Origin of the sequence: Eubacterium sp. MSJ-33, assembly GCF_022174665.1 — a bacterium.
Taxonomy (GTDB): Bacteria; Bacillota; Clostridia; order Lachnospirales; family Lachnospiraceae; genus Coprococcus_C.
Map to the genome: position 1 here is coordinate 339040 of NZ_CP076562.1, position 21821 is coordinate 360860.

Genomic DNA, 21821 nt, shown 5'->3' on the forward strand with positions numbered 1-21821 from the left:
TCATGCCACATTTTATATCTATACAGAATTTACAGGATGCAGGGCTGGATATATATACCAGACTTTCAGAGGTGCAGCTTCTTCGTTACCTGGAACCAAAACCGGGTATCTTTATTGCGGAAAGTCCGATCGTCGTGGAGCGGGCACTTGCTGTCGGGTATCATCCTATCTCAGTCCTGATGGACGAGGAAGAACTGCCCGAACAACAGGCATTGTTGGATCGGTGTGGAGATATTCCAGTTTATACTGCAAAGTTTGATATATTGACGCAGATTACAGGCTTTAAGCTGACGCGTGGAATGTTATGTGCGATGGATCGGAAGAACCTTCCGAAAGCAGGTGCTTTATGTGGAAATATGCACCGGATTGCTGTGCTCGAGGATGTGATGAATCCGACAAATGTCGGTGCGATATTCCGTTCGGCGGCGGCACTTGGCATGGATGCAGTGCTTTTGACACATGGATGTGCCGATCCGTTATATCGCAGAGCAATCCGTGTCAGTATGGGTACGGTGTTTCAGATTCCGTGGACATATCTGCCAAAGTCATCAGAGGATACAGCACAGGTTCTTCATGCACTCGGATTTCCGTGTGTAGCAATGGCACTCCGGGATGATTCGTGTGAAATCTGTGACCCTCGGTTTGAGAAGCTTAATAAGCTCGCTGTGATCCTTGGTACAGAAGGGGAAGGGCTGCGGCAGGAAACAATCATACACAGTGATTATACCGTCAAGATACCGATGACACATGGTGTAGATTCTCTGAATGTGGCGGCTGCGAGCGCGGTCGCGTTTTGGGAATTGGCAAAAAGAGGAACCGTTTAATACGGTTTCTTATTTTTTTATAAAAAAATAAAAAAATAAAAAAATAAAAAAAACAATTGACAAATGATTTTATCGTGTTATAATACATTCAAATCCTACTTAATAAGTAGGAATATAGGGAAATATAAAATGATAGAAAGTATAGAAAAATTCGGAGGTAGACATTATGAGTAAAGTAATTAAAAGCGCGTTGGAATTAATCGGTAATACACCATTGCTTGCAGCAGACCGTTATGCAAAGAAGGCAGGCGTGACAGATGTAAATCTGTTCGTAAAGCTGGAGTACCTGAATCCATCAGGATCCGTAAAGGATCGTATTGCACTAGCTATGATTGAGGATGCTGAGGAAAAGGGAGAGCTTAAGCCGGGCGCAACAATCATTGAGCCAACATCCGGAAATACAGGTATCGGTATTGCAGCTGTTGCAACAGCAAAGGGCTATCGTGCAATCCTGACATTACCTGAGACCATGAGTGTAGAGCGTAGAAATCTTCTGAAGGCATATGGTGCAGAGCTTGTATTGACAGATGGTTCTAAGGGAATGAAGGGTGCTATTGCAAAGGCAGAAGAGTTGAAGGAGTCAATTCCGGGTGCAATCATCCTTGGACAGTTTGATAACCCTGCCAATTCCGAGATGCACAAGAAGACAACCGGACCGGAGATTTGGGAGCAGACAGAGGGCAAGGTTGATATCTTTGTAGCCGGTGTTGGTACAGGTGGAACGCTGACCGGTGTTGGTGAGTATTTGAAGTCTAAGAATCCGGATGTAAAGATTGTGGCAGTAGAACCTGCAACAAGTGCAGTTCTTTCAACAGGTCAGGCCGGATCTCATAAGATTCAGGGAATCGGAGCCGGATTTGTGCCAAAGGTACTGAATACGAAGATTTACGATGAGATTATTACAATCGAGAACGATGATGCATTTGAAGAGGGAAGAGCCTTCGCAAGAGCTGAGGGTGTTCTGGTTGGTATCTCATCCGGCGCGGCATTAAAAGCAGCAGATATTTTAGCAAAAAGACCGGAGAACAAAGGAAAGACAATCGTTGCATTGCTTCCGGATTCCGGTGACAGATATCTGTCTACCGCATTATTTGCAGAGCAGTAAGCGGAGAAAATGAACGGATAAAATATTGTTCGTTATCTTGACTTATGTTAGTGCCGATTATATAATTTTTGGTATCTGCGAACAGCAACGAGACTGAAAATTATGTAATCGGTTACTTTTATGGAGGAATTTGCATGAAAATATCAACAAAGGGAAGATATGCGCTTCGCCTGATGCTGGATTTGGCAGTTTATAATACCGGAGAACCGATTAGTTTAAAAGATGTTGCAAAGAGGCAGAATATATCTGAAAAATATATGGAGCAGATTATTTCTGTATTGAATAAGGCAGGATTTGTGCGTGGAATCCGAGGTGCGCAGGGTGGATATCTGCTTTCCCGTGCACCAAAGGATTATACAGTCGGTATGATCTTACGATTGACGGAAGGCGAACTTGCCCCGGTTGCCTGTGTTGGACAAAATCCAATTGACTGTGATAGAAGAAGTGGCTGCGTGACGGTTCGCATCTGGGAAAGACTTTATGATGCGATATCGGATGTTGTAGACAATATTACATTGCAGGATCTGGTGGATTGGAACAATGAGCAATCGGATCAATATATGATTTAAATCGAATGGGTAATGACGCATCGACATAAAAAAATTTTATATGGAATACTAATCATCTGTATGGTTTTTTTTGGAATCTTTGGTTCGGAAAATCTTCTTCGGGATGGCGAGCGTATGCAATCAGAAACGACGGAACACATGAGTACGACAACTTCGCCAAAGCCGGATGCAACAGAGAAACCGATTGCAGAGATTGAACATACATCGTCAGATGCACAGATGACTGTCCTGGATGTGAGAATTCAGGAGAAGATTAAAACAATGACCTTGGAAGAAAAGGTTGGACAGATGTTTTTCGTAAAAAATGATGGACGCTTCGGACCGGATGAGCTAATGCAATATCCGGTTGGGGGCATTATTTTATTTGCTGGAGATTTGGCAGGTGAGACGGCAGATTCCCTGACGGAGAAGATACAGTCCTTTCAGGAGGCTTCCGATATCCCATTGCTAATAGGAACGGACGAAGAAGGTGGTACGGTTATTCGTGTCAGCAAGTATAGTGCGCTGGCAGATCATACATTTCAATCTCCAAGGTCAATCTATGCATCGGGAGGTATGGATGCGATACGGATGGACACAGAAGAAAAATCAAAACTGTTGTTATCATATGGTATTAATGTCAACTTCGCACCGGTCTGTGATTTGTCCGGAAATAAAAGTGACTTTATATATGAACGTTCTTTTGGAGATGATCCACAAGAGACAGCAGAATATGTCGATACCGTTGTTACCGTGATGCGCTCAGAGAAGATTGGTACGGTATTAAAGCATTTTCCGGGGTATGGCAGTAATGGGGATACCCATGTGAACCGGATTGAGGATACAAGGACGTATGAGCAGTTCGTGACGCAGGATTATATTCCGTTTGAAGCCGGGGTGAATGCAGGGGCAGATTGTATATTAGTCAGCCATAATGTGGTCACGGCAATTGATAACGACTATCCGGCATCCCTGTCAGAGAAGGTGCACGGTGAGATACGGAATGTGCTGCGGTTTGATGGCGTGGTGATTACAGATGATTTAATGATGAACGGCGTGTCTGAGGGTTATGATCTGGAAGAGGCGGCAGTGCGGGCAGTGAAAGCAGGAAATGATATGCTGCTTTCCACAAATTATCAGGAACAGATTAAAGCGGTGATACAGGCAGTTAAAAACGGAGAAATCGATGAGACACAAATTGATGCATCAGTTGCTCGTGTCTTGAAATGGAAAAGCCGGTTGGGACTTGAAATATTATAAGCAGCGGTAGAAAGGAACAGCGAATGAAATTATTACATTGTGCAGATATTCATTTGAATTCTTCTTTGTCTGCGCATCTGGATGGAGATAAGCAGAAGCAGAGAAAAACCGAGATTCTGCATACGTTTCTGCGTATGGTGGATTATGCAGCTGATCAATCGGTGGATGGCATCCTGATTGCCGGAGATCTATTTGATACGAAGAAGATTGACCGATTAACAGGAAATGCAGTGCAATCAGCGATTACTGAACATCCGGAAATTTTATTTTTTTATCTGCGGGGAAATCATGATGCGGATGGATTTCTGCAGTCGTTGGAGAAAATTCCGGATAATCTGAAGCTGTTTGGGGAAACATGGCGTTCGTATGCATGGGAAGAAGATGGCGCAACAATTGTGATTACCGGTGCGGAAAGTTCTGCGCACAACGTACAGACACTATATTCATCACTCAGGCTTGAGCCGAAGCATATCAATCTTGTGATGCTGCATGGACAGGAGACGCCATATGCAAGTGGTGTAAGACAGGATGCTGAGCAGATTCCGCTTGCTGCGCTGCAAAACAAGGGAATTGATTATCTGGCACTTGGACATGTTCATACATATAAGCGGGAGAAACTCGATGCGAGAGGCATCTATGTGTATCCCGGTTGTTTAGAGGGCAGAGGATTTGATGAATGTGGAGTACATGGATTCTGCCTGCTTGATATTGATGCGGCGCATCATAAGATCCAGGATACATTTGTGCCATTTGCAAGCCGCAGATTGTGGGAGGTTTCTGTAGATGTAAGTGCGTGTGCATCTGGTGTGGGTGTCTTGAATGCTATCAGGGAAACGTTACAGGGAATACAGGTGCAGGCTGCCGATATGGTGAAGGTTTGTCTGACTGGAAGCCTGCCTGTGAATGTGGAAGTGGATACAGAACTGCTTGCGATGCAGTTATCACAAGTCTATTTCTATGTGAAAGTTGTAGATCAGACGATACCGGAGATTGACTATGATGCATATGCGTATGATGTGTCATTAAAAGGCGAGTTTGTGCGGCTGGTTCATGCACAGACAGATCTTTCGGACGAGCAGAAGACAAAAATTATTCAGACTGGAATATTGGCACTTGCCGGGGAGGCGTTTGTATGAGATTACTGACCTGTCATATTGAAAATTTTGGAAAGCTTTCGGATTTTTCTTATGATTTTGCAGATGGTTATAATGCGATTGTACTTCCAAACGGCGCAGGAAAAAGTACATTTGCTGCGTTTCTCCGCGTGATGTTCTATGGTTTTGCCGGGGAGACAAAACGGATGGAACTTGAGAAGGAGCGGAAGCGTTACCAGCCGTGGCAGGGTGGCACCTATGGCGGACAGCTAACATTTACGTCGGATGGAAAATACTATCTGCTGTCGCGTGTCTTTGGGAAGACGGCAAAGGGAGACTCTTTCCGGTTACAGGATGCGAATACACTGATTGACAGTATAGATTTTTCGGAACTGATTGGACAGGAGTTATTCGGAATCGATGCAGAGTCATTTACGCGAACCATCTATATCGGACAGACAGAATGCGCGGCGGTTGCGGCGACAGACAGTGTGAGCGCGAAGCTTGGAAGTCAGATGGAAGAAAATGAGGATATGGCATGTTATGACGTGGCGAATAAAAAGCTTGCGGATGCAATCAATCAGCTATCAGATAAACGAAGTACCGGAAAACTTGCGAAGCTTGAGCGGGAAGCACGCATGCTTGCACAGGAGATACAGGCAAAAAACGCTGTGCAGGAAGAAATAGATACGATTTCCGGTCAGTTGACCGCAGTTAAGGCAAATTGGAATGCATGTGTGGCTGGAAACCTGACGGGGGAAAACGATAAGGAAGAAGATGCAAGCCCAACCGGACAGGAACACATCAATACCATGCAGCGCAGGCAAGATGAACGATACGAACAGAAGAAATATAAAGGAATCACAGGCATCATTTTAGGTCTGCTTGTGATCGTGTATGCGTTGCTTGCAGCAGGAAAAGGCTATCGTATGTTAATTCTCATCTGTGGTGGATTCAGCCTGATTGCAGGTGCATGTATGCTGTTTGGCTATGCAATAGTCAGAAAGAAACGACAGATTGAGATAAAAACCGTGCAGCCAAAGCCGCTTTCGGAGAAACAGCAGCAACAGCGGGCGTCAGAGATGGAGACGCTGTCGAGACAGATTTTGCAATATAGCCGGAGACTCGATGAATTAGAGAGTGAGTATGATGCACTGACTGAGAAGGAAAGAAAATTGCAATCTCTTAACGAAGAAGTGATTACGCTTCGGGAAAAGTGTGATATAATACAAAAGACTAAGGCTTTTTTGACGCAGGCAAAGGAAGATTACGGTGCACGTTATCAGGCACCGGTTATGGATGCATTTCAAAGGTATTACCGGATGCTGACAGGTGATGCCGGAACGGCATATGGGCTTTCTGCGACATTTGAGATGGAGAAGCAGGAGCAGGGAATGTATCGAAATATGGGATATTTCAGCCGGGGATATCAGGATCTGACGGGCTTATGCATGCGTCTTGCATTCGCGGATGCAATGTACCGGGACGAAAAGCCATTTCTGATTCTGGATGATCCGTTTGTGAATCTCGATGAGGAAAAAATAGAGCGCGGAAGAGTATTTGTAAGAGAAGTCGCAAAGGAATATCAGGTAATTTATTTTACCTGTCACGAAAACCGTGCGTGATAAAGGGGTATATTATGTACACATATAATAAAAAAGTACTTTTTTCGGATGTGGATGCAACGAGAAGGATGTCATTTGGAAGTCTGATGGATGCCATGCAGGATTGCGTTAACATCAATTCGGAGTCGGTTGGCAGAGGCATTGACTATATGCTTGAGCATAAGCGGACATGGTTCGCAATCAGTTGGAATATTGAGATTCGCCGTATCCCGAAGATGTTCGAGGAGATAAGCGTGAAGACGTGGGCGTATGAATTTGCAACGTCGATAGGCTATCGTAATGTAATTGTCACGGATGAAAATGGCGCGGATATTGTCTGTGCAGATTCAATGTGGACACTTATGGACATGGAGACAAAACATCCGGTTCGGATTGAGGAAGAGGATGCGAAGGGCTATAAGATCGAACCGCGGTATCCGATGGAAAAATGCGGTAGAAAGATCCGTCTGCCAAAGGAATTTGAAGAAGTTGATACAGTTGTTGTACCGAAAGCGGATATCGATTACAACGGACATATGAGCAATGCAAAATATATCCTGCTTGCAAATGAATATGTCGAGGATATCACACGTGTCAACCGGATTCGTGTGGAGTATAAAAGTCAGGCACGTTATAAGGAAACCCTTGTGATTGAGCGGGTACTGCAGGAAACCGAGACGGAAGCCGGAACGGAAACACATGTGATTATCAAGATGAGTGGTAAAGAAGCAGGTGACGTCAAGGCGGTTGTTGATTACCGACTGACAGAAGTGTAGGTATTTGGTACCGCAATTAACAAAATTCAGGATAAACAGGTATATGGAATTGACAAAACAGAAAATACAAAATCTAATTAGACTTGCAACAGATGCAAGGAAGTTTTCGTATGCACCATATTCGCAGTTTGCAGTCGGGGCGGCATTGCTTGGGACAGATGCGAAAATATACACAGGATGCAATATTGAAAACGCGGCATTTACACCGGGAAACTGCGCAGAGCGGACAGCTGTGTTTAAGGCTGTGAGTGAAGGCTGCAGGGAATTTACGGCAATCGCGATTGTAGGCGGAAAGTCCGGGGAAGATGCGCTTGCGCAGACCGGATACACTGCACCATGCGGTGTGTGCAGACAGGTGTTGCGGGAGTTCGTCGATCCGTCTGCGTTTGTTGTGATCTTAGCACGTACAATGGATGATTATAAGGTATATACATTTGAAGATCTGTTTCCGGAAAGTTTTGGACCGGAGAATTTGAAATAATTAGAAACAGTAGATGGAGGATTAATCGTTTGAGTAATTTAGAGAATCTGACCGCGTATACGGTAGTGGAAAAAAAAGAATTAAAGGAAGTCAATGGATATGGATATATCCTTTCCCACAATAAGACAAAGGCACGGGTGGCTGTCATCGAGAATGATGATACGAATAAAGTATTTACAATCGGTTTCCGTACACCTCCGGCTGATGATACCGGTGTGCCACATATCACGGAACATTCGGTACTTTGCGGCTCAAGAAAGTTCCCGGTCAAGGATCCGTTTGTGGAACTCTGTAAGGGTAGTCTGAATACATTTTTAAATGCGATGACTTACTCGGATAAGACGGTATATCCGCTTGCCAGTCTGAATGACAAGGATTTCCATAATTTGATGCATGTCTATATGGATGCGGTTTTTTACCCGAATATCTATGAGAAAAAAGAAATCATGATGCAGGAAGGCTGGCATTATGAGATTGACGAGGAAACAGGTGAGCTTACTTATAACGGTGTTGTATTTAATGAGATGAAGGGTGTGTACTCCTCACCGGAACAGCAGCTTTATCGTATCATCGAGAAGTCTTTGCTGCCACATACTGCATATGGATTTGAATCCGGTGGAGATCCAGCTGCGATTCCGAATCTTACACAGGAGGATTTTATTGCATTCCATAAGCGGTATTATCATCCAAGTAACAGTTATATTTATCTGTATGGTGATATGGATGTGGAGAAGGAACTTCGATTTATTGATGAGGAGTATTTACAGAACTTTGACTATTTAGAAATCGATTCCGCATTGGCAGATGAACCTGCATTTGAGAAGCCGTCGGAGGTACGTGAGTATTACTCAATTGCAGAGAATGAATCGGAGCAGGATAACACGTATTTGACTTACAATATGGTTATTGGTACAAGTGCAGACAAAAAATTATGTACGGCATTTTCAATTTTGGAATATGCTTTGTTATCTGCGCCCGGTGCACCGCTGAAAAAAGCATTGATTGATGCAGGAATAGGTAAGGACATTCTGTCATCCTTTGATGATGGCATCAAACAGCCTACCTTCTCTATCATTGCGAAGAATGCAAATGTAGAGAATTTAGAATGCTTCATCCGGGTAATTGAGGATACACTTACTTCTCTTGTAAAGGATGGAATGGACAAAAAGTCTCTGCTTGCCGCAATCAATTATTTTGAGTTTAAACATAAGGAAGGCAATTTTGGTCGATTCCCGAAGGGATTGATGCTTGGGTTAAATGCATTTTCCACATGGCTTTATGATGATGCAGCAGCGCTTGATCTGTTCAGTTTAAATGAAGTCTATGATGCGTTGAAACAGGATGTGCAGACCGGATATTTTGAAGCTCTGATTGATAAGTATATCTTGAAAAATATGCATAAAACATATTGTCTGCTGATGCCAAAGAAGGGACTTAACAACGAGATTGTCCGGCGCGAGAAGGCACAGCTTGCTGCATACAAGGAGACACTCTCTGCGGAAGATATCGAAGAAATTCGTGCAAATATGGTACATCTGAAGGAGTACCAGAGTTCCGGCGATGCGGAGGAAGACTTGAAGAAGATTCCAATGCTTACAATCGATGATATAGAGAAGCATGCAAGAAAGACGAACAACCGTATTTTGGAAATTGAACATGTCAAGGTATTAAGTCATGACATTTTCACGAATGGAATCACGTATATAAGCCTGAATTTCTGTATGGATGATATCGACTATGATAAGTTCCCTGTAATTGCGCTTTTGACGGAGATCTTTAAGTATGTGGATACGGAGCATTTCAGCTATAGTGCGTTATCAAATGAAATCAATTTGTATACTGGTGGTATTGGATTTAGCACAGCAGTCACAAATAAGAAAGAGTATGGTGGCTATATCACACATTTTATTGTCAGTGCGAAGATGTTGGATGCACAGCTCGATAAGACGATGGAGTTAGTTGAGGAGATATTATTTACTTCGAAGCTTTCAGATAAGAAGCGCTTAAAAGAGATTATCGCAGAGACGCGCGCCGCCATGAAGGATGATATACTTGCAAATGGTCACACGACGGCAGCAGGTCGTGCGACTTCGTATATTTCTCCAATCGGTGTTGTGAAGGAACTGACAGAGGGGATTGATTATTATATGTATCTGTCAGATCTGGATGATCATTTTGAGGAACGGTATGAGAAACTGGTGGCAGATCTGCAGGAGACACTTGGACAGCTTCTGCGCAGAGATTCGCTGCTTGTGAACTTTACTTCAGATAAGAAACCGGAGGATACGCTGACCGAGAGCCTGAGCAGACTCTCCTGCAAGCTATCGACAAGACTGGCGTTTGAGAATGTGAAGGAAATTCCGGTAGTAAAAAAGAACGAAGGCTTCAAGACGGCAAGTCAGGTGCAATATGTAGCGACAGCCGGTAATTTCTGTGAACGTGGATATGAGTATACCGGGGCTTTGAATGTATTACAGTGTATCTTCTCGTACGATTATCTGTGGATTAATGTGCGTGTGAAGGGCGGTGCTTATGGCTGCATGTGCAGTTTTAACCGTAGTGGAAATGCATATTTTACTTCTTACCGTGATCCTAATTTGATGGAAACATATGAGATTTATAAGAAGGCACCGGAATATGTGAAGAACTTTGAGGCAGATGAACGCGATATGACGAAATATATCATTGGAGCAATCAGCAAGATGGACGCGCCGCTTACTCCATCGGCGGATGGTAATTTTAGCCTCATATGTTATCTGATGGGAATTGATGATGCAGATTTGCAGCAGGCAAGAGATGAAGTACTTGGCGCGACGCCGGAGGTGATTCGTGGACTTGCCGGATATGTAGAGGCAGCAGTTGATGGCGGTGTGATTTGCGCAATCGGCGATGAAGCGCGGCTTGAAGACGCGAAGGATGCATTTGCAGAAGTAAAGAGTGTATTTTAGGAAGAAAACACAGGGAGAGACATATGGATAACTTATCGACATACAAATCCGGATTTGTTGCTATTATCGGACGCCCAAACGTAGGAAAGTCCACGTTGATGAACCATCTGATCGGACAGAAGATTGCGATTACAAGCAGCAAAGCGCAGACGACGAGAAACCGGATTCAGACAGTATATACAGATGACGAGGGACAGATTATATTCTTGGATACACCGGGTATCAACAAGGCGAAAAACAAGCTTGGCGAGTATATGATGAATGTTGCGTATTCCACATTAAATGAGGTAGATATCGTTATGTGGATCGTGGAGCCAACGACATTTATCGGTGCGGGTGAACGTCATATCATTGATGTGTTAAGTAAGGTAAATACACCGGTGGTACTTGTCATCAACAAGACAGATACGGTAGATAAACAGGCAGTTGCGGATGCTATAAACACATACAAGGAAGTACATGATTTTGATGCGATTGTTCCGGTTTCTGCACTGCGTGGACACAATCAGGCGGAGCTTATTAAGACGTTAAAGCGGCTGCTTCCGTTTGGTCCACAGTTTTACGATGAGGATACAATCACGGATCAGCCGGAACGCCAGATTGTGGCGGAGATGATCCGAGAACAGGCACTGCGCCAGTTAGATAAGGAAATCCCACATGGCATCGCTGTTGTAATTGACCGGATGAAGGAACGTCCGGACGGGAGCTGTATGGATATTGATGCAACAATTATTTGTGAGCGGGATTCCCATAAGGGAATTATCATCGGAAAACAGGGCGCAATGTTGAAAAAAATAGGTACAAAAGCACGTATCAGCATGGAAAATTTATTGGATATGAAAGTGAATTTAAAGCTATGGGTAAAGGTGAAGAAGGACTGGAGAGACAGTGACACTCTTCTTCGAAATTACGGATATCGGGAGGACAATTAAGATGAAGATTGGTTTTGATAATCAGAAGTACTTAGAGATGCAGTCACAGCATATACGTGACCGGATCGCACAGTTTGATAATAAATTATATCTGGAGTTTGGAGGCAAACTGTTTGATGACTATCATGCATCACGTGTTCTTCCGGGATTTCAGCCGGATTCAAAACTGCAGATGTTGTTACAGTTAAAGGATCAGGCAGAAATCGTAATCGTGATCAGCGCGGAGGATATCGAGAACAACAAAGTTCGTGGTGATTATGGAATCACCTATGATATGGATGTGCTGCGTCTAATTGATGAGTTTCAGGCAGTGGGACTCTATGTCGGTAGTGTATGTCTGACAAAGTATGCCGGACAGGCATCCGCAGAGCTTTTCCGCAAGAAGCTTGCGGAGCTTGGCATCAAGTCTTACCGTCACTATAAGATTGTGGGATATCCGAGTGATATTGCCCATATTGTGAGTGATGAAGGATATGGAAAGAATGAATACATTGAGACGGAGAGACCGCTTGTCGTCATCACAGCGCCGGGACCGGGCAGTGGAAAGATGGCAACCTGTCTGTCTCAGCTGTATCATGAATATAAACGTGGTGTGAAAGCCGGATATGCGAAGTTCGAGACTTTTCCAATCTGGAATCTGCCACTGAAGCATCCGGTTAACCTTGCCTATGAGGCAGCAACAGCAGACTTGAATGATGTCAACATGATTGATCCGTTCCATCTCGAAGCATATGGTGAGACAACCGTTAATTACAACCGCGATATCGAGATATTCCCGGTTGTTGCAACGATATTTGAACTGATTGCCGGAAGAAGCCCATACAAGTCCCCAACAGACATGGGGGTTAATATGGCGGGAAAATGTATCATTGATGACAAGGTATGCTGCGAAGCGTCGGCACAGGAGATTATTCGCCGGTATTATCGCTGCCTGTGTGATAGAAAACGTTACGGACAATCGAAGGATGATAAGAATAAATTGGAACTTTTACTGCGTCAGGCAGGTGTCTCTATGGATGATCGTCTGGTGGCAAAGAAAGCATTGGCGAGGGAAGAGGAGACCGGACATCCGGCGATGGCAATCGAGCTTGCAGATGGTACGATTGTAACCGGAAAGACCGGAGATCTGCTCGGTGCATCGGCAGCCGCAGTTTTAAATGCACTCAAAGTACTTGCCGGAATCCCGCATGAGGTACAGTTAGTCTCGAAGGAGGCAATCGAGCCAATTCAGAGGCTGAAGATTCAGTATCTTGGCAGTCATAATCCAAGACTGCATACCGATGAAATTCTGATTGCACTTTCCACGACGGCGGCACAGGATGAGAAAGCAAAGCTTGCTATTGAACAGCTTTCCAAGTTGAAGAATTGTCAGGCACATTCAACTGTATTACTTTCTTCTGTTGATGAGCAGCTCTTAAAGAAAATAGGTGTTCAGCTTACCTGTTCTCCAAAGTACGAAGAAGAAGACAGAAAATATCATGGACGTTAAAAATTTTATTGTAAATAGAAAATGAATCTGATAAAATATGCTTGTTTTTGTAATGAAAAACAAGCATATTTTTATGCATTTTCGTAGAGAATACGAAAGGAAAATCTGGCCTGTATCCGCCAATGCCATGGATAAGGATGTCAGGAACACAAGGAGGATGAGAGTTTATTGGAAAACAACACTAGTTCAACAAACATTATTGAGCTAAAGCACATCACAAAAACATTTGAGGATGGGTTTGTCGCTGTAGAGGATTTTAACCTTACGGTAAAAAGGGGCGAATTCGTAACGTTTTTAGGGCCTTCAGGCTGTGGTAAGACCACGACACTCCGCATGATTGCGGGGTTTGAAATTCCTACAGAGGGAGAAATACTGTTAGATGGTAAAGAGATTGGAAATCTACCACCAAACAAACGCCCGATCAATACAGTATTTCAACGGTATGCATTGTTTCCACATTTAAACATTTTTGACAATATCGCCTTTGGATTAAAGCTTAAGAAGCTGCCGAAGGACGAGATTAAGCGGAAGGTAAAGAAAGTTCTGGAGATGGTAGACTTGGAAGGGTTTGAGACGCGGAAGGTAGCAACCTTGTCCGGTGGACAGCAGCAGCGAATCGCAATCGCGCGCGCACTGGTCAATGAGCCACAAATCCTGCTTCTTGATGAGCCGCTCGGTGCGCTCGACTTAAAGATGCGTAAGGAGATGCAGCTCGAACTGAAAAGTATGCATGAAAGACTCGGTATTACCTTTATCTATGTAACACACGACCAGGAGGAGGCGCTTACAATGTCGGACAAGATTGTTGTCATGTCCGAAGGACGCATGCAGCAGATCGGAACTCCTGAAGATATATATAATGAGCCGAAAAATGCATTCGTTGCAGACTTTATCGGCGAGAGTAATATTTTTACGGGCATCATGACAGACAAGCTCAAGGTGCGTTTCTGCGGAGCAGAATTTGCCTGTGTGGATGATGTCGAGCATGGACGGCTGGTGGAAGTCGTTGTGCGGCCGGAGGATGTTGAGATTACAACGCCGGAGAATGGTGCAATCACAGGAACGGTTACATCGGTTGTATTCAAGGGTGTCCACTATGAGATTACAGTGGAATCCGGCAAGAACGAGATTGTGATCCAGTCGACAAAGACCGCAGCGGTTGGAAGCCAGGTTGGTCTGAATGTGGAACCGGACGGTATCCATATCATGATTCCGGAACATACACTGAATAAGATTGAGAGTGATGTAGACAAGAATTATGAGCTTACGATCTTTGATGGTAAGATCCAATGTGATCTGACAAAGATCATTCCGGGCTCTAAGTTTAACGACAATCATGAGCTTTTAGATGCACATGGTGATGTGATTGACTATGAGAAACTGAAAGTCGTGCTTGCAATCAAGCCACGGCATATTTCCATGAGCGATAATGAGGAAGAGGGTATCGTCTGCGGACATATCATCAACCTGATTTACAAGGGGGATCATTACAGCTACGTGGTTCGTACGGATATGGATGAGGATTTCATCGTTAACGATGAATACCTGTGGAATATGGATGACTATGTAAGTCTGGTTATTCCGGAGGAGCATATCCAGTTTTCCATCAAGAAATAGAAAAGGAGTGATATTGTATGCGTTCTTCACGTTTTGCAAAGAGCGGACTGGGTATACCTTATGCACTTTTTCTATTGCTGTTTGTAGTAGCCCCATTGTTTGTTCTTTTATATTATGCGTTTACAAACGGACAAGGTCAGTTTACCGTGCAGAATCTGGCGGCATTCTTTACGAGCCCGAATACGATCGGTACACTTGCGTACAGCTTTGCGCTGGCAGTTGTGACTACCTGCGTTTGTGTACTGCTTGCATATCCGATTGCGTATATCTTAGCACGCAGCAATATGCGGCATAAAAATGTAATCTTAGTTGCATTTGTTATGCCGATGTGGATCAATTTCACACTGCGTATTACTGCATTAAAAGAGATACTTACGGTGTTAGAGGGAAATCTTGCCCTGCATCCGTTTTTAAATTCTGTCATCGGTATGACCTATGATTTTCTTCCATTCATGATTCTGCCGATGTATACAACGTTGATGAAGTTAGACACGAGCCTGATTGAGGCGGCAGGTGATCTTGGCGCGAATCCGGTACAGACGTTTTTGAAGGTGACATTGCCTCTTTCCGTGCCGGGCATCATCAGTGGAATTACGATGGTGTTTCTGCCATCTATGACAAACTATGTTGTGCTGGATATGCTTTATAACAGTACTTATATTATGGGTAGTCTGATCGGAAGCTATTTTGCATCCTACGACTGGCACAATGGATCGATGATTGCACTGATTCTGCTCTTGATTATATTGATTTTCACCCTCTTTACGAACAAATACTCGGATTCTGACGAGGGAAGAGGAGGTGCATTGATCTAATGAAAAAGGCGATTGGAAAATTATTTTTAATTCTTATGCTGTTTGTCATCTATGCACCGATTCTGATTCTGGCGGTATACAGCTTTACGGATTCCGGGAATATTGGATCAATTCACGGATTTTCTATGCAGAATTATGTAACACTTTTCACAAAGGGCGAGCTTCGGGATATGATTGTCGGAACGGTTCTTCTGGCACTTGTTTCATCCCTGCTTGCTACGATATTTGGAACGATGGGTGCGATTGGCGCGTTTTATTCCAAGAAATTTGCGAAGAACTTTATTAACACAGCCAACCAGATTCCGGTTGTCAATGCAGATGTTGTAACCGGTTTTTCCATCTGCGTGCTGCTGATTGTTGCATTTGGCATGAATAAAGAAAGCTATGTGCCGTTGCTGATCGGACATGTAGTGTTATCCGCGCCATTTGTGTATCTGTCTGTGGTTCCGAAACTAAAGCAGATGGATGCGAGTCTGTATGAGGCGGCTATGGATCTTGGTGCGTCTCCGTCGATGGCACTCCGTAAGGTTGTGATCCCGCAGATCATGCCGGGTATCGTATCCGGATTTGCGCTGGCAATCACACTTTCGCTCGATGATTATTTCATCGCAAGCTATACAAAACCGGCAACGTTTAACACGATCAGTACGTATGTTGTCAATGCAACCAAGGGTTCACAGACAGAAATCAAAACTGCGCTTTGGGCGCTTTCGACAGTGATCTTCCTGATCGTTATTCTGGCAGTGGTTGTCATGAATGTGGCTGGCAGAAAGACAACCTCTGAAAAAGGAGGTGCCCGCAATGAGAAATAAGATGTTAAAATGTGTGACGGCCGTTGCGGCGGCAGCCATGATGACATTTCTGGCGATGGTGCCGGGAACAAAGATCACACACGCACAGGAAAATGACGACGTGATCAAGCTGCGTGTCTGCAACTGGGAGGAATATATCGATCTTGGTGACTGGGACGAGGAAGAACGCATGGAGCTTGAAAATGGTGCGGAAATCTTCGGTGAGAATTCAATGGTCGATGATTTTACCGAGTGGTATTACGAGACGTACGGCAAGCGCGTGGAGGTTGAGTATTCGTGCTTCGGAACGAACGAGGATCTGTATAACCAGCTGACGCTAGGGGATGTGTATGACCTTGTCTGTCCGTCTGATTATATGATCATGAAGCTGATGGCTGAAAAAAAGCTGGTGCCATTTTCGGATGGATTTTATGATATGGATAATCCGGATAATTACTATGTTCGCGGGGTATCCGATTATATCAGGGACACATTTGATGAAAATGAGATCGGCGGTGAGCCGTGGAGTGAATATGCGGCAGGCTATATGTGGGGCGTAACGGGTGTCCTTTATAATCCGGAGAAGATGACAGAGGAGGAAGCGTCTACATGGGATGTGTTTCTGAATGACAAGTTCAAGCGTCAGGTTACGATCAAGGATAATGTCCGGGATTCTTATTTTGCGGCACTTGGTTCTTACAGAAAAGAAGAACTGATGGATGAATCGCTTCGCAATGCACCGGATTATCAGGAACGATTGATGCAGATTATGAATGATGTGGATTCCGATACGATTGAGAATGTAGAGGACATCCTCCAGGATATGCAGGGCAATGTTTATTCGTTTGAGACAGACAGCGGTAAAGCCGATATGATCAGCGGAAAGGTTGTTGCGAACTACCAGTGGTCAGGCGATGCTGTCTATGCGATGGATCAGGCAGAAGAGGATGATTTCTATCTGGATTTTGCGGTTCCGAAGGAGTCAACGAACCTGTGGTTTGACGGCTGGGTTATGCTGAAAAGCGGAATCGGACAGGATGCGGAAAAACAGCAGGCCGCTGAGGCATTTGTAAACTTTGTGTCTCGTCCGGACAATGCGGTGCGTAACATGTACTACATTGGTTATACATCCGTGATCAGCGGTGGCGATGACGATACGGTTTATGATTATCTGAAATGGAATTATGAGGCGGAGGATGACGAGGAAGATACGGTCAAGTATCCGGTCGGATTTTTCTTCTGTGGTGACGATACTAATGAAGATTACATTATGACTGTGCCGGAAGAACAGACGCGAAGACAGTTGTTTGCACAGTATCCAACGCAGGATGTACTGCACCGGAGTGCAGTCATGCAGTATTTTGATGATACAGCGAACAAGGAGATCAATCAGATGTGGATCAATGTCCGCTGTTATAATATTGCAGATGTACCGGTTCGGATATGGATTTTCGTTGGTGCGGTCATAGTATTTGTGATTTATGTTACCATACGTATCTGGATGAGTCATTACCGGGAAAAGAAATAGAGAGATAACAGAAAATGCGTGAGGAAATACAGGTAACGGGTATAATTTTATATGCAACACTTGTGAAAGAGTACGATAAACGTCTTGTGATCTTGACTAAGGAGCGAGGGAAAATCACAGTGTTTGCAAATGGTGCCAGAAAGGCGGTAAGTCAGCTCCGAGCGGCAAGCCAGAGCTTTGTGATGGGTACCTTTACCGTATTTCCGGGAAGAGATTCCTATACATTAGTCAAAGCGGAGGTCCGGGAATATTTTTCCGGACTTCCCTTGGATATGGAGAAGATGTGTTATGCATCGTATGTATGTGAGTTTATGTCCTATTATACAAGAGAGGGCAGTTACTGTGTGAACGAGCTGAATCTACTTTATGTAACCCTTAAAGCACTTGAACAGGGAACCGTGGACAATCAGCTGATCCGCTATGCGTTTGAGGTGCGGCTGATGGACATCGAAGGGCAGGGCATCCATGCATATACGTGTGTACGCTGTAATAAGAAAGAACTGAAATATTTCAATGCGAAGGCGGGAGGACTTCTGTGTGATGCCTGCGGAAAAGAGCTGAAGCTTACACGGACAGTATCAGAAACACTTATTTACACCTTGCAATATATTCAGTCGGCAGATCTCACGAAGCTGTATGCGTTTCAGTTAAGTGAAGAGGCGATGGCAGAATTAAAGTACGTGGCAGACCGTTTCCGGGAAGCGTATGTTGACCGGGAATTCAAATCACTGGAAATACTATCATCCCTGTAAAAGCCTGATGTATAAATTTGTACGGTAGATATGAATTTCAAAAATATGGTTGCAATCTGAATCATTAGCCTGTAAAATGTTGTATGTTTCATATGGTGAAGAAAGTCACACCGAAAAATAAAAAGAATCCGCACACTCCGGTGCGAGAGGAAGGAAGGTTTACAAAATATGGAAAAGACTTTAGACAAAATCGTAGCACTTGCAAAGAACAGAGGATTTGTGTATCCGGGCTCCGAAATCTATGGCGGACTTGCCAATACATGGGATTACGGAAACCTTGGAGTTGAACTCAAAAACAATGTGAAGAAAGCATGGTGGAAGAAGTTCATTCAGGAGAATCCTTATAATGTAGGTGTGGATTGTGCCATTCTTATGAATCCACAGACATGGGTGGCATCCGGTCACTTAGGTGGATTTGCAGATCCTCTGATGGACTGTAAAGAGTGTCACGAGCGTTTTCGTGCAGATAAATTGATTGAAGATTATATGGCTGACAACGGAATTGAGATTGAGGGTTCCATTGATGGCTGGACAAATGAGCAGATGGAGCAGTATGTAGAAGACAATCATATCTGTTGTCCAAGCTGTGGTAAGCATAACTTTACCGGTATCCGTCAGTTCAACCTGATGTTTAAGACATTCCAGGGTGTAACCGAGGATGCGAAGAATACAGTTTACTTAAGACCAGAGACCGCACAGGGTATCTTCGTTAACTTCAAGAATGTACAGCGTACATCCCGTAAGAAGATTCCGTTTGGTATTGGTCAGATCGGTAAGTCCTTCCGTAACGAGATCACACCGGGTAACTTCACATTCCGTACAAGAGAGTTTGAGCAGATGGAACTGGAGTTCTTCTGTGAGCCTGGTACAGATATGGAATGGTTCCGTTACTGGAGAGAATTCTGTATCAACTGGCTGAAAGATCTTGGTATCAAGGATGATGAGATGCGTGCACGTGATCATTCTCCGGAAGAGCTTTGCTTCTACAGTAAGGGTACAACGGATATTGAGTTCCTGTTCCCATTTGGTTGGGGCGAGCTGTGGGGAATCGCAGACCGTACCGATTACGATCTGAAACAGCATCAGAATACATCCGGTGAGCCAATGGAATACTTCGATGATGAGAAGAAGGAAAAGTATATTCCATATGTTGTTGAGCCATCATTAGGTGCAGACCGTGTGACGCTTGCATTCCTCTGCGCCGCTTATGACGAGGAGAACATCGGAACCGAGGAGAAGCCGGATATGAGAACGGTACTTCATTTCCATCCGGCATTAGCACCGGTTAAGATTGGTGTGCTTCCGCTTTCTAAGAAGTTGAATGAAGGTGCAGAGAGGATCTATGCAGAGCTTGCAAAGACATACAACTGTGAGTTCGATGACAGAGGAAATATCGGTAAGCGTTACAGAAGACAGGATGAGATTGGTACTCCGTTCTGTGTGACTTACGATTTTGAGTCTGAGACAGACGGCGCTGTAACTGTCCGTGATCGTGATACGATGGAGCAGGAGCGTGTGAAGATCGAAGATCTGAAGGCTTACTTCGAGAAGAAATTTGAATACTAAAAGAAGATAAGGGACAGGGATGCTTGTCGGCATCCCTATTCTTTTAATCAAAAACTTTAATGCGGGAAAGCGTTACGCAATAACGCGATGGAGAAACAATGAACTGGATTGAAGGAATTTACAATCACCTGACTTAAGAAAAAGGAGAGAGAAAATGGCGATTAAAATTATTATGTTAGTAATATTTTTTGGAGTGATGATCGGTGTCGGCGTCTACTGCCGGAAGCATGCTACCGATGTCAATGGATTTGTATTAGGTGGAAGAAATGTTGGACCATGGCTGACTGCATTTGCATATGGAACGTCATATTTTTCTGCAGTTATCTTTATCGGATATGCCGGACAGTTCGGATGGAAGTTCGGTCTTGCTTCTACATGGATTGGTCTTGGAAATGCGTTTATCGGTTCTCTGCTCGCATGGAATGTACTTGGCAGAAGGACGAGAACGATGAGCCAGCATTTAGAGAGTAAGACGATGCCGGAATTCTTCGGGGTCCGGTTTGATTCGAAGATGCTTAAGATCTTTGCATCTCTTATAGTGTTTGTTTTTTTGATTCCGTACACGGCATCGCTTTATAACGGACTTTCTCGATTGTTCGGGATGGCATTTCATCTGGATTATACGGTCTGCATCGTTGTGATGGCAGTGCTTACCGGTATCTATGTAATCGCAGGAGGTTACATGGCGACCGCAATTAATGATTTTATTCAAGGCTGTATTATGATTATCGGAATCATAGCAGTTATAGCATCTGTATTAAAATCAAATGGTGGATTTGTGCAGGCAATCGATGCATTGGCACGTGTAGAGGATGCACAAGTGACATCCACACCGGGCGCATTTGCATCGTTCTTCGGACCGGATCCTTTTGGACTCTTGTGTGTCGTTATCCTGACATCGCTTGGTACATGGGGACTTCCACAGATGGTACAAAAGTTCTACGCAATCAAAGATGAGAAAGCAATTGGAAAGGGAACTCTGATTTCTACGATCTTTGCAATCATTGTTGCCGGTGGCTGTTATTTCCTTGGTGGTTTCGGCAGACTGTATGATATCGACATCGCGACGCAAGGCTATGATGCGATTATCCCGGCGATGATTGAGAAGCTGTCCCCGTTTTTGATCGCGGTTGTTGTAATCCTGGTACTTTCTGCGTCAATGTCCACATTGTCGTCATTGGTGCTCGCATCTTCTTCGACACTGACACTGGATATGATCCGTGGCACAATTGTGAAAGAGATGACAGAGAAGAAACAGGTATTTATCATGCGGATATTCATTGTTGTGTTTATCGCAATTTCTGCAGTGATTGCGGTCGTACAGTATAAGAACGGCGTCACATTTATCGCACAGCTTATGGGGATTTCATGGGGTGCACTTGCAGGGGCATTCCTTGCACCGTTTATCTACAGTCTGTACTGGAAGGGTGTGACGAAAGCGGCCGTGCTTGTGAATTTCTTGTTTGGCAGTGGCACCATGGTAGCGAATATGCTTGCAAGAGAATCGTTCCCAATCGTATTGCAGTCACCGATCAACTGTGGTGCATTTGCAATGCTTGCCGGACTTATTATTGTACCGGTCGTGAGTCTCATCACACCAAAGCTTTCCGATGAGAAGAAAATGGCAGTTTTTTCCTGCTATGAAAAATAAGTTCTAAACAATGGAATTTCGCATAGGCTATATAGAAACC

General features: G+C 44.1%; 18 protein-coding genes. All 18 read left to right on the top strand.

The window, feature by feature from the left end; translation table 11 throughout:
• Positions 1-2: 2 nt before the first annotated feature.
• The 18 genes from KP625_RS01500 to KP625_RS01585 all read left to right on the top strand — a co-directional run bounded on the left by KP625_RS01500 (position 3) and on the right by KP625_RS01585 (position 21781).
• Positions 3-824 carry a TrmH family RNA methyltransferase gene (locus KP625_RS01500; protein WP_238298897.1) on the top strand — a complete coding sequence of 274 codons (822 nt, stop codon included), beginning with the start codon at positions 3-5 and terminating at the stop codon, positions 822-824.
• 166 nt (positions 825-990) lie between these two features.
• Positions 991-1929, top strand: a complete 939-nt coding sequence (cysK, locus tag KP625_RS01505) for a cysteine synthase A (protein WP_177970179.1) — start codon at positions 991-993, stop codon at positions 1927-1929.
• A gap of 134 nt (positions 1930-2063) precedes the next feature.
• Positions 2064-2498: an RrF2 family transcriptional regulator gene (locus KP625_RS01510; protein WP_177970178.1), complete on the top strand. Its 435-nt coding sequence runs from the start codon at positions 2064-2066 to the stop codon at positions 2496-2498.
• A gap of 60 nt (positions 2499-2558) precedes the next feature.
• Positions 2559-3737 carry a glycoside hydrolase family 3 protein gene (locus tag KP625_RS01515; protein ID WP_238298899.1) on the top strand — a complete coding sequence of 393 codons (1179 nt, stop codon included), beginning with the start codon at positions 2559-2561 and terminating at the stop codon, positions 3735-3737.
• A 23-nt stretch (positions 3738-3760) separates the two neighbouring features.
• Positions 3761-4873, top strand: coding sequence for a metallophosphoesterase family protein (locus tag KP625_RS01520; RefSeq protein WP_238298901.1), 1113 nt, complete (start codon positions 3761-3763; stop codon positions 4871-4873).
• Positions 4870-6456, top strand: coding sequence for an ATP-binding protein (locus KP625_RS01525; protein WP_238298903.1), 1587 nt, complete (start codon positions 4870-4872; stop codon positions 6454-6456). The genes KP625_RS01520 and KP625_RS01525 overlap by 4 nt, the downstream gene beginning before the upstream one ends.
• A gap of 14 nt (positions 6457-6470) precedes the next feature.
• A complete protein-coding gene (locus tag KP625_RS01530) occupies positions 6471-7211 on the top strand; it encodes an acyl-[acyl-carrier-protein] thioesterase (RefSeq protein WP_238298905.1) in 741 nt (246 codons plus the stop codon).
• Between the two features lie 31 nt (positions 7212-7242).
• A complete protein-coding gene (locus KP625_RS01535) occupies positions 7243-7692 on the top strand; it encodes a cytidine deaminase (protein WP_441316604.1) in 450 nt (149 codons plus the stop codon).
• A gap of 29 nt (positions 7693-7721) precedes the next feature.
• On the top strand, positions 7722-10640 hold the full coding sequence (locus KP625_RS01540; protein WP_238298909.1) for an insulinase family protein: 2919 nt from the start codon (positions 7722-7724) through the stop codon (positions 10638-10640).
• A 23-nt stretch (positions 10641-10663) separates the two neighbouring features.
• Entirely contained in the window at positions 10664-11572 is a 909-nt protein-coding gene (gene era / locus KP625_RS01545; RefSeq protein WP_177969866.1) for a GTPase Era, read from the top strand.
• 1 nt (position 11573) lies between these two features.
• The gene (locus KP625_RS01550) at positions 11574-13061 is read left to right on the top strand and encodes a DUF1846 domain-containing protein (RefSeq protein WP_238298911.1); all 1488 of its coding nucleotides are present in this window, start codon (positions 11574-11576) and stop codon (positions 13059-13061) included.
• A gap of 168 nt (positions 13062-13229) precedes the next feature.
• A complete protein-coding gene (locus KP625_RS01555; protein WP_238298913.1) occupies positions 13230-14678 on the top strand; it encodes an ABC transporter ATP-binding protein in 1449 nt (482 codons plus the stop codon).
• Between the two features lie 17 nt (positions 14679-14695).
• Positions 14696-15493: an ABC transporter permease gene (locus KP625_RS01560; protein WP_177969800.1), complete on the top strand. Its 798-nt coding sequence runs from the start codon at positions 14696-14698 to the stop codon at positions 15491-15493.
• Positions 15493-16305 carry an ABC transporter permease gene (locus KP625_RS01565; protein WP_177969799.1) on the top strand — a complete coding sequence of 271 codons (813 nt, stop codon included), beginning with the start codon at positions 15493-15495 and terminating at the stop codon, positions 16303-16305. The genes KP625_RS01560 and KP625_RS01565 overlap by 1 nt, the downstream gene beginning before the upstream one ends.
• A complete protein-coding gene (locus KP625_RS01570; protein WP_370641385.1) occupies positions 16295-17812 on the top strand; it encodes an extracellular solute-binding protein in 1518 nt (505 codons plus the stop codon). Before KP625_RS01565 ends, KP625_RS01570 begins: the two co-directional genes overlap by 11 nt.
• Positions 17813-17826: 14 nt before the next feature.
• Positions 17827-18564, top strand: coding sequence for a DNA repair protein RecO (gene recO / locus KP625_RS01575; RefSeq protein WP_238298915.1), 738 nt, complete (start codon positions 17827-17829; stop codon positions 18562-18564).
• Between the two features lie 168 nt (positions 18565-18732).
• Positions 18733-20130: a glycine--tRNA ligase gene (locus tag KP625_RS01580; RefSeq protein WP_177969985.1), complete on the top strand. Its 1398-nt coding sequence runs from the start codon at positions 18733-18735 to the stop codon at positions 20128-20130.
• A 154-nt stretch (positions 20131-20284) separates the two neighbouring features.
• The gene (locus KP625_RS01585; RefSeq protein ID WP_238298917.1) at positions 20285-21781 is read left to right on the top strand and encodes a sodium:solute symporter family protein; all 1497 of its coding nucleotides are present in this window, start codon (positions 20285-20287) and stop codon (positions 21779-21781) included.
• Positions 21782-21821 lie beyond the last annotated feature (40 nt).

Coding starts and splice junctions, on each gene's coding strand:
- recO (WP_238298915.1), top strand. CDS start 17,827: ATGCGTGAGGAAATACAGGTAACGGGTATAATTTTATATGCAACACTT.
- KP625_RS01520 (WP_238298901.1), top strand. CDS start 3,761: ATGAAATTATTACATTGTGCAGATATTCATTTGAATTCTTCTTTGTCT.
- KP625_RS01500 (WP_238298897.1), top strand. CDS start 3: ATGCCACATTTTATATCTATACAGAATTTACAGGATGCAGGGCTGGAT.
- KP625_RS01525 (WP_238298903.1), top strand. CDS start 4,870: ATGAGATTACTGACCTGTCATATTGAAAATTTTGGAAAGCTTTCGGAT.
- KP625_RS01580 (WP_177969985.1), top strand. CDS start 18,733: ATGGAAAAGACTTTAGACAAAATCGTAGCACTTGCAAAGAACAGAGGA.
- KP625_RS01560 (WP_177969800.1), top strand. CDS start 14,696: ATGCGTTCTTCACGTTTTGCAAAGAGCGGACTGGGTATACCTTATGCA.
- KP625_RS01565 (WP_177969799.1), top strand. CDS start 15,493: ATGAAAAAGGCGATTGGAAAATTATTTTTAATTCTTATGCTGTTTGTC.
- KP625_RS01530 (WP_238298905.1), top strand. CDS start 6,471: ATGTACACATATAATAAAAAAGTACTTTTTTCGGATGTGGATGCAACG.
- KP625_RS01515 (WP_238298899.1), top strand. CDS start 2,559: ATGGTTTTTTTTGGAATCTTTGGTTCGGAAAATCTTCTTCGGGATGGC.
- KP625_RS01550 (WP_238298911.1), top strand. CDS start 11,574: ATGAAGATTGGTTTTGATAATCAGAAGTACTTAGAGATGCAGTCACAG.
- KP625_RS01585 (WP_238298917.1), top strand. CDS start 20,285: ATGGCGATTAAAATTATTATGTTAGTAATATTTTTTGGAGTGATGATC.
- KP625_RS01510 (WP_177970178.1), top strand. CDS start 2,064: ATGAAAATATCAACAAAGGGAAGATATGCGCTTCGCCTGATGCTGGAT.
- cysK (WP_177970179.1), top strand. CDS start 991: ATGAGTAAAGTAATTAAAAGCGCGTTGGAATTAATCGGTAATACACCA.
- era (WP_177969866.1), top strand. CDS start 10,664: ATGGATAACTTATCGACATACAAATCCGGATTTGTTGCTATTATCGGA.
- KP625_RS01570 (WP_370641385.1), top strand. CDS start 16,295: ATGAGAAATAAGATGTTAAAATGTGTGACGGCCGTTGCGGCGGCAGCC.